The sequence below is a fragment of the Pseudomonas paraversuta genome (genome assembly GCF_904063065.1).
Classification (GTDB): domain Bacteria; phylum Pseudomonadota; class Gammaproteobacteria; order Pseudomonadales; family Pseudomonadaceae; genus Aquipseudomonas; species Aquipseudomonas paraversuta.
This window is the reverse complement of sequence record NZ_CAJFCL010000019.1, coordinates 1-5,523: the sequence shown is the minus strand read 5'-3', so window position 1 is coordinate 5,523 and position 5,523 is coordinate 1. Positions and strand designations below refer to the sequence as shown.

8 protein-coding genes are annotated in these 5,523 nt (G+C 55.2%); 2 read left to right on the top strand and 6 right to left on the bottom strand.

From position 1 onward, the window contains the following. Positions 1-81: 81 nt before the first annotated feature. Positions 82-309, bottom strand: a complete 228-nt coding sequence (relB, locus tag JQ845_RS22695; protein ID WP_073510839.1) for a type II toxin-antitoxin system RelB family antitoxin — start codon at positions 307-309, stop codon at positions 82-84. 322 nt (positions 310-631) lie between these two features. Between relB and JQ845_RS22690 the strand changes: the two genes are divergently transcribed. Next, a complete protein-coding gene (locus JQ845_RS22690; RefSeq protein ID WP_073510841.1) occupies positions 632-874 on the top strand; it encodes a hypothetical protein in 243 nt (80 codons plus the stop codon). Positions 875-926: 52 nt separating this feature from the next. Here the strand turns inward: JQ845_RS22690 and JQ845_RS22685 are convergent, their stop codons facing one another. Next, the gene (locus JQ845_RS22685; protein WP_073510843.1) at positions 927-1,349 is read right to left on the bottom strand and encodes a hypothetical protein; all 423 of its coding nucleotides are present in this window, start codon (positions 1,347-1,349) and stop codon (positions 927-929) included. Positions 1,350-2,912: 1,563 nt separating this feature from the next. Here JQ845_RS22685 and JQ845_RS22680 point away from each other — a divergent pair. Continuing rightward, entirely contained in the window at positions 2,913-3,332 is a 420-nt protein-coding gene (locus tag JQ845_RS22680; protein WP_073510845.1) for a hypothetical protein, read from the top strand. Between the two features lie 31 nt (positions 3,333-3,363). Here JQ845_RS22680 and JQ845_RS22675 read toward each other — a convergent pair whose 3' ends face one another. The 4 genes from JQ845_RS22675 to JQ845_RS22660 form a co-directional block, all read right to left on the bottom strand. Then, positions 3,364-3,612, bottom strand: a complete 249-nt coding sequence (locus JQ845_RS22675; protein ID WP_095003394.1) for a hypothetical protein — start codon at positions 3,610-3,612, stop codon at positions 3,364-3,366. A 241-nt stretch (positions 3,613-3,853) separates the two neighbouring features. Beyond that, complete coding sequence (locus JQ845_RS22670) at positions 3,854-4,171, bottom strand: hypothetical protein (RefSeq protein ID WP_203009498.1); 318 nt, start codon at positions 4,169-4,171, stop codon at positions 3,854-3,856. Positions 4,172-4,344: 173 nt separating this feature from the next. After that, complete coding sequence (locus tag JQ845_RS22665; protein WP_086799859.1) at positions 4,345-4,554, bottom strand: hypothetical protein; 210 nt, start codon at positions 4,552-4,554, stop codon at positions 4,345-4,347. Positions 4,555-5,227: 673 nt separating this feature from the next. After that, positions 5,228-5,494 (bottom strand): type II toxin-antitoxin system RelE family toxin, encoded by a 267-nt coding sequence (locus JQ845_RS22660; protein ID WP_073510837.1) that lies wholly within the window; start codon positions 5,492-5,494, stop codon positions 5,228-5,230. Positions 5,495-5,523 lie beyond the last annotated feature (29 nt).

Genomic DNA, 5,523 nt, shown 5'->3' with positions numbered 1-5,523 from the left:
CGCTCATCCATAAAATCGAGGATGCGCTTGGCTGCCTGCTTATCCAACTTGCGCAACTGAGTCTTGGCCGTGTCGGTGTAATCAATCGTCCAGACCAAGAGACTTCCTTACGTCCGCAGCTGAGTGTACGACCTCTTGGCCTTTACGAACCCGCTCCAGGACTTCCGCCGCGAGGTAGTAATCCTCCAAGTCGGTAAGGCCGTGGTCGATGATTTCACGCAAGTAATACGCTTTGGTACGCCCGGTACTGCTCGCCAAGAAATCGAGGCGCTGCTCAGTTTCGGGCGCCAGTCGAATGGAAGTCGCCATGCTGTAGCCTCCTATGTAATACATGTATTCATTGTATCACATAGGTATAGGAGGCAAATATGAGGCTTATTTTTGTAGGGATCGCATTTAATGAATGTCCTATTAGCAGCAGTTTGTGGCACAAACGAGGCGCGGATGCCTATCCTGCACTAGCTTCTTTTCTCCTCGAAAAAAATAAGCCCTTCATACGCTTTTAATACGTTTTTAATACGTATTTGATGTACCGGTGAGACGCCAAATAGCCATTAATCAATCATTTTTCATGATTTGGCTCCAAACAGGTGCGTGCTCGGTTTAACCAGACCTCATTGGAGCTACCGCTATGACTTTTGTCAGAAAATGGGCCAACTACGATGTAGCCCGTAGCCGTCTGCTGATGCAGATCTCCGAACTGGACTCCTTGATTGATCAAGAACAAGCCGCCTCCGCACCAAATCCCACGAAGATTGCCGTCCTGGAGAATGAGCAAAACGATCTAATAGATCAGTCCGACATGCTTTGTTCTGACAACATTGAGCTGACTAGCAGGATCGCCACCACCAGTCCATCAACGACTGGTATTTAACAAATTACTGGTTTGCATGGCTCAAATTTTAGCGGCTAAAATTTGAGCTCAGTCAGCAGGCTAGGCGCTCACGCAAAGCCATCACCCGTGAAGCAGACAAGTCACGAATATCCTCGTTATGAAAAATCAGGTGCGCTCGGTGCGGCTTGGTTTCCTCGTCCCATAGCTCCAAATCTTCCATTCGAAACTGATGCTTGCCCTGGTATGTCGCTGCGAGATCAGCAGCCAAACAGCGCGCGGCTTCGCCAGGGGTAGCTATGACCCAATCAACGATGTCGGCCATCTGTTCGGCTGATGAGCGCGGCATGACACCCTGAGCGGCAGCACAGGCAAACTCGTTGTAAAGCTTAGCGCCAAGCGCAGGATCATCCGTAGGATTTCCCGGGCACAGCCGCTGCTCCCAAGGAAGCACATAGGTCGATTGGCCGAGAATATCTTGTCGGACGTAGTCCGAAGGTTTAGCTAAGCGCTGCATGAGGTTTGCTCCCAAGCGAAAATCGCATGGTAACGCGTCCAGAGCGGCCTTAGCCGCTCTGATAAACCGTCGTCGAAGACGGCGGAAACAGCTGGACAGACATCACCCGAGCCAACGAGGGGGGTGAGAAAAAATGGACCCCAGTCCGAATTTTTCCGTTCTGCCCTGGTGCAGCCCGTTCAGGGCGGAATCAGGGTGCGAAGCATCCGGCCGCACCGCTTGCGTGCGCGTCAGGTGAAACCGGACCAACCTGGATTCGCGATGTAGCAGTAGAGAAAGGGACAAAGGACCGCAACGAGACGTCGCGCAATTGGAGAATGCAGGTTGGTCCGGCTTTGCCGGGCGCGCACGCGGGTGAATTTTCGAGACAAGCCCGTCCAGGGCGCAGGGGAGGAAAGAGGGTGGAGGCTCGCGCAGCGAGTCGGAACCCTGAAAGCCTGACGGGGCGCTCCCCCGGAAGGTTTGGGCGTCCCGCAGGGCGGCCACGACAGACCGTAGGGATGGCGCGCTGTTGCTCTGCTTTTGTCTTGGATTATCTATGTGGCGTTCTATTGGTCGTTCTATTGCGTTGGCTATTGCTTCAGCAATAGAACGCCAATAGGAGAGGTATAAAGGTGAAAAGGTACAAAAGGGCAAAAAGCCAAGAGCATTCGCGCTACGCGCTCACCAGCTCGACCCCCTAAAGGGGGACCCCCACTCGCTGGGAAAGATCCAAAGCGGGTAATAACCCTGAGAGACAAGAGCACGAGCAATGATGGCTGACGCCAGTCTAAGGCCGCCCACTGGCGGCAATAATGATGGCTACGCGACGCACTTGATGGCTCCCACTGGCGTGGGAGCCCCTACGATCGGCTTTTAAAAAAAGCGTCTCGCATGACTCCACGCAGTGAGGATTTTGTTCCAGGTGCGACCACCCGGCTCCCACTCCCAACAGGCGTTCCAGACTTTCGGGGATTGTTTACCACTGCGCCCCCTGCCCTCTTCGGCGTCTGGCGGTTGGTGGGTTTTAGGACAGTGACAGCGCCCGTGGTTGGGTTTTTACGCTGCCCTGCCATTGCCTTCTCGCCCTTGCGGGTCGCACCTAACCGGCTATACCGGCTGCCGTGAAGAGATCCCCTTGATCGGCAGCTATTACTTCCCGGGCCCAAAGCATCTTGATTCCAAGCGTCGGGAAGAGGTGTCGGGGGAGGCTGGAAGCTGGACAGACGGGAGTTTTCCCGACAGAATTGGCTTACCAGGTCTCGTTCCCCGCACCGAAAAGCAGAGATTCCCCGAGACCTTGGCCAGAGCGATTGCCGTCGCCGCTGGCCCGAATGAAACCCTGCCTTGGCAGGGTTTTTTCGTTTTAATGCTATGTATCTATTACCCAAAGATATTGCGTTTGCTCGCCCAGCGCAAACCCTGTGTCTTTCACAAGCTGCCGTGTGGGTCTGGCAGCTGTGCTGCCTACCAGCACGGTAGCCAACAAGGTCCACCGGACCGCGTTAGGGAATGGTCGGTTAAGTCTCATAAATAGCAGTAGACTGTAGGGCACCCTACAGACAGAACCCGACACTGCCCTACATGGCAAAATTAACCATCGGCCGCATGGCAAAACTCTACGGTTTACACCGTTCAACATTGCATGAGGCCGTGTCTAAAGGCCGCGTAACTGCTGGCCTAGACGGTAAAGGGCAAAAGGTTATCGACCTATCAGAAATGATCCGCGTTTATGGCGAACCACAGGGGATCACCCTACACCGCCCTACACTTGACCCGACACCCTCGCCCTACACTTCCCCTACACCTGAAATGGACGCCTTACACCCAGCCCTACACTCGTTGGTTGAAGAGGTTCGATTGCTGCGTGCAGAGATACAAGAGCTGCAACAATCACTTCGGCTGATCGAGCATAAACCTGAGCCTAAACCTGCATTGCCTCACAACGCGAAGCCAGGGGAAGCCCCTACTTGGGCAAATTTGCTCGACGCTCTCGATAACTAAAAGCCGTGGCCAGTTTCGCGGGCGCGAAACTTCATAGTTCCACCGCAAAGCCTCGCACGCCGAGCCCTTCGGCAAACCGCCCCACTGCCGTCAGGCTGGCCCAGGTACGAATCGCTTCGCGCCGTGAGCGCACCGCGATCAGCCGGGAGTGCGGCCCGCCGAGGCGTACCGAAAACGTCCACTTGGTGCGGCTAGCATCGCGGCCCACAACAAACTCCCTAACCGCGTTTTGTTGCACCAGGTGCTGCAGCGCGTCTTCGTGAATTCCTTCGCCAATCATTTATCGAGTACGACCGGCAAATGGCGTAGAACCGCTGCTAGCTCGCGCCAAGGGTGCTGTGCCACTTCCGCTGCGCCGATGCAACCTGCCACATGAGCAAAAGGAATGTCTGCCTCTTGGACGCTTTGGCAGACACCGCAAAGCGTGCACGTCACGCCTTCATACTCCAGAACCCATTGAATATGCCAACACGTTAGCCCGAGCTCTAAGCCGTAGTGAGCAGTGGAACCGTCACGGCTGCTCATTCTGGTACCACGCCAGACGGGCCGCCCAAGGTGGCCGCTTCACAGGCAAACGCTGCCGCCTGTGGTGGCGTCAGCGCTCCGGCGCTGACCACGGCGTTTAACCAGTCCCAGAGTCGAGTCACACAACGCGTCTGTTGCTCAGCCACTTCCTGCAGGTGATCCAGTAACTGCGCCTCCAACGTCTCAATCGAGGTGGCCAGCACTTGCGGCTGCAGCTCCAGGGCGATGCGCTCGGCCAGTGCGGCGGTGTCCGGGGACAGCGTGCGTAGATCGCGCAGACGGCGCTCATAATAGGGCGTGACGAGTAACGGCATGGCAGGGGTGTCCTTATCCGAGTCAGTGGCCCACAGTGCGTAAAACCACAGAGGTGGGGTCTGGCGTACCAGTGTAGGAGGGGTGTGGTTTCCGTGCCCAGAAAAAAAGGCCCCCACGACTCTCTCAAGTGTGGGGGCCTTTTGAACATAAGCGGCGTTATTGGAACTCAACCTTAGCCATCCGATCGCATCCGTTTTGGCAGAAATACACCGGCTTGACCTTTCGTGGCTTCTTTAGGAAAACCCAAGTGGTACTCCACGTACTGGTCAGTACCGTCCTGGCGGTCGAACAGACCCAGCAGCAACCAGCCTTCGTTTATCAGTTCCTGTGCCTGAGCCTCATTTCTGACAGTCTTCAGTGCTTTGGTGCCTTCAATCGCCATCGGTACGACTCCTTGTAGGTGATGGCCGAGTGTAGCCAATGGCCAGTCATTGGATAGTGCCATGAACCAAGTCCCGGTAAGGGGGGCTTTCATAAGGACTCGGTACGACCGTTTTTATCAATTAGCCCTACATATTGCGCGCTGTCGGTTACGTCCTGCTGCTTATGTCTCCCTTAGTAGTAAGAACTAATGGAGGTGAATACATGAACAAGGTACGTCTCAAAACCGCAGCACAATGGTTGGTAGAGCTGCTAGCACGTGAAGCCCTGAGGGCAGCGCTGCATTGGGTCTTGAATCTCCTCAAGCAGGACGGCTAATAGTGTTGGTCTTATGGTCACCAGAAAACCTGCCGCTTGGTGGGAGTTGTACGGAAATTTAACGATAACGGTGTTATGCGTAGTCTCTCAACTTGACCACCCCGCCAGTTGCGACGATCAACTCGCGGACCTGATCCTGCGTCGCCCATTCATCAGCCCCTATCCTCCACTCTCCGCCGTCGTACACCACCCAAGTATCACCAACCTCCCAAGTAATTGGCCCCGATCTTTCGAGTATCAAGCTGCGCAAGCTCTCCATTATCAAAGGCTGCAACGGATCGTCACTGGCTAGGTTGGGTAGGTCATTGTTGGTCGTAGGCATTGAGGGGGTTCCTTTCTGTTTGTGAGTTACTTCACTACCGGTATACCTCACGGCGGTTGCCCAACTGCACCACCAGAATCCGCAAGGCGCCATCTTGGATGTCGCAGATCACCCGAAAATCGCCGACGCGATAACGCCACAAACCACCCAATGGGCCGGTCAGGGCTTTGCCCGTACTGCGCGGATCATCACGGCCAACCACCCGCTCATCCATAAAATCGAGGATGCGCTTGGCTGCCTGCTTATCCAACTTGCGCAACTGAGTCTTGGCCGTGTCGGTGTAATCAATCGTCCAGACCAAGAGACTTCCTTACGTCCGCAGCTGAGTGT

Excerpts from the sequence above, each read along its gene's own strand:
- relB (WP_073510839.1), bottom strand. The coding sequence starts at position 309 with ATGGCGACTTCCATTCGACTGGCGCCCGAAACTGAGCAGCGCCTCGAT.
- JQ845_RS22690 (WP_073510841.1), top strand. The coding sequence starts at position 632 with ATGACTTTTGTCAGAAAATGGGCCAACTACGATGTAGCCCGTAGCCGT.
- JQ845_RS22685 (WP_073510843.1), bottom strand. The coding sequence starts at position 1,349 with ATGCAGCGCTTAGCTAAACCTTCGGACTACGTCCGACAAGATATTCTC.
- JQ845_RS22680 (WP_073510845.1), top strand. The coding sequence starts at position 2,913 with ATGGCAAAATTAACCATCGGCCGCATGGCAAAACTCTACGGTTTACAC.
- JQ845_RS22675 (WP_095003394.1), bottom strand. The coding sequence starts at position 3,612 with ATGATTGGCGAAGGAATTCACGAAGACGCGCTGCAGCACCTGGTGCAA.
- JQ845_RS22670 (WP_203009498.1), bottom strand. The coding sequence starts at position 4,171 with ATGCCGTTACTCGTCACGCCCTATTATGAGCGCCGTCTGCGCGATCTA.
- JQ845_RS22665 (WP_086799859.1), bottom strand. The coding sequence starts at position 4,554 with ATGGCGATTGAAGGCACCAAAGCACTGAAGACTGTCAGAAATGAGGCT.